Raw genomic sequence first — 2210 nt, 5'->3', positions numbered from 1 at the left:
GGCGGCGGATTCGGGATCGCCTCGGCGGCATCCGCCTCCGCCGGCGGCCCCGACTATCGCACCGCGACCGTCGGCACCGGGCCGGTGACGCAGTCGCTCGAGCTCACCGGCACCGTGTCGCGCGTGAACCAGAAGACGGCGTCATTCCCGGTGTCGGGCACGGTGGCGTCGGTTTCGGTGGCCGTGGGCGACACCGTCCGGGCGGGGCAGAGGCTCGCGACGCTCGACCCGACCGCCCTCAAGGCCAACCTGCTCGCCGCGCAGGCCACGCTCGCCCGCGACCAGGCGAGCCTCGCCGCCGACCAGAGCAGCAGCACGACCGGGAGCGCTGCCAGCACGGCCACGACCGGGGCATCCGGCGTCTCGGCCGGCCGCAGCGCCGGGTCGGGCACGGGTGCGCTGCAGGCGCAGCTCGCCCGTGCCGACCGGTCGCTCGGGCAGATCCGCAACGAGCTCGTCCAGGCGAACACGCTGTGCCGGCCTGTCACCGGAACGGTGACGAAGACCGGCGGCGGACCCGCCGGCAGGGGCGGTGCTCCGACGTCGGGAGCGGGCGCGACGCCCAGCCCCACTCCGAGCCCGACCGTCTCCCCCACCTCTACGCCGACCCCCACGCCCACGTCTACGTCGTCGCCGTCGCCGTCGCCGAGCACGGGGGGCGGGGCGAGCACACCTAGCCCCGCGCAGGTCGCCGCGTGCGAGCAGGCGCTGGCGTCGATCGCGGGCTCGCTGCAGGTGACCGAGCAGCAGGTGTCCGCGCTCGCACACGCCGTGTCGGCGAGCGCCTCGCGCGGCTCGTCAGGCCAGGGCGCGAGCTTCGGCGGCGCCACGTCCGGCGCGTCCGCACCGCGTTCCGGCGGATCGGGCTCGGGCGCCACGAGTCAGGCCGCGCGCATCGCGAGCGATCAGGCCGCGATCGCGCAAGACAACGCCTCGGTCTCACAGGCGCAGGCCGACGTGCAGGATGCCACGCTCACCGCGCCGATCAGCGGCACGGTCGCCTTCGTCGGCTTCGTCGCCGGCTCGGACGCGTCGACGAGTCAGGGCGTCACGATCATCGGTGCGGGTGCGGCCGTCGTGACCGTCGACATCCCTCTCGCCGACATGAGCCTCGTGCACACCGGCCTCGCCGCGCAGGTGACCCCGGCCGGAGGCATGTCGAGCGTCGCCGGCGCCGTGCAGTCCGTGCAGCTGCTGCCGTCGAGCTCGGCGTCGTCGACCGCCTTCCCCGCGACGGTGCTGGTCGCCGATCCCCCGACCGCGCTGGCATCCGGGTCCGCGGCGACGGTGTCGATCGTCACCGCGACGGCGACGGATGCCGTGCGCGTGCCGGCCTCGGCGCTGTCGGGCCGCGACGGCCAGACCGGTGTCGTGACGGTGCTCTCCGGCTCGAGCACCACCCGCACGGTCGTACAGCTCGGCGCCGTCGGCGGCGGCTGGGTGCAGGTCACGAGCGGGTTGAAGGCCGGTCAGCAGGTGGTGCTGGCGGATGCCGCCGAGGCGCTGCCGTCGAACACCACGGGACTCGGCGGCGGAGGCTTCGCGGGTGGCGGTTTCCGCACGGGGACCAGTGGCACCTTCCGCGGCGGCGCGGGCGCAGGAGGCTGACCGGGCTCACCCCGACATGACGAACGCCGCATCCGATCGGATGCGGCGTTCGCGAAGTCTGAACGTCAGCGCGAGGCGCTGTTGCGACGGGTCGTGTGGATCGGGATCCCCATTGCGAGGGCGATGAGCAGCAGCCCGAGGATGAAGATCACTGCCTGCAGACCCGGCACCACGGAGAAGGCGAAGCCGAAGCAGAGGATTCCGGCCACGAACAGCACGAGGCAGACGATGAACATGGGTCCACCCTACTACGCCGATAAGCGCCACCATGCCGAAAGGTGGGGCTGTCGCCGTCGATAGAGTGGCGGGGTGAGTGCCGACCAGATCATCTCCCTGTCGTCGTCCGTCATCGGCACCGGGAAGCCTGTCTTCACCATCGCCGAGATGTCGGGCAACCACAACGGAAGCCTCGACCGAGCTCTCGAGATCGTCGACGCCGTGGCGACCAGTGGCGCCGACGCGCTGAAGATCCAGACGTATACGGCCGACACCCTGACGATCGACAGCGACGAGCCGCCGTTCCATGTGAAGGGCGACCACGACCTGTGGGGCGGCCGCAACCTGTACTCGCTGTACGAGGAGGCGCATACTCCCTGGGAGTG

Annotated in this window: 3 protein-coding genes; 2 read left to right on the top strand and 1 reads right to left on the bottom strand. The window is 72.4% G+C overall.

Features of this window, described 5'->3' with window-relative positions; translation table 11 throughout:
• On the top strand, positions 1-1608 hold a 1608-nt coding region (locus tag VJR25_RS15255), incomplete at its 5' end, for an efflux RND transporter periplasmic adaptor subunit (RefSeq protein ID WP_324116549.1).
• A 65-nt stretch (positions 1609-1673) separates the two neighbouring features.
• On the opposite strand, the gene VJR25_RS15250 is transcribed toward VJR25_RS15255, so the two are convergent.
• Positions 1674-1844, bottom strand: coding sequence for a hypothetical protein (locus VJR25_RS15250; protein WP_324116546.1), 171 nt, complete (start codon positions 1842-1844; stop codon positions 1674-1676).
• 73 nt (positions 1845-1917) lie between these two features.
• Here VJR25_RS15250 and VJR25_RS15245 point away from each other — a divergent pair.
• On the top strand, positions 1918-2210 hold a 293-nt coding region (locus VJR25_RS15245; RefSeq protein ID WP_324116544.1), incomplete at its 3' end, for an N-acetylneuraminate synthase family protein.

The sequence above is a fragment of the Microbacterium sp. genome (assembly GCF_035277845.1).
Classification (GTDB): domain Bacteria; phylum Actinomycetota; class Actinomycetes; order Actinomycetales; family Microbacteriaceae; genus Microbacterium.
The sequence above is the reverse complement of the archived record's forward strand: the minus strand, read 5'-3'. Positions and strand labels throughout refer to the sequence as shown.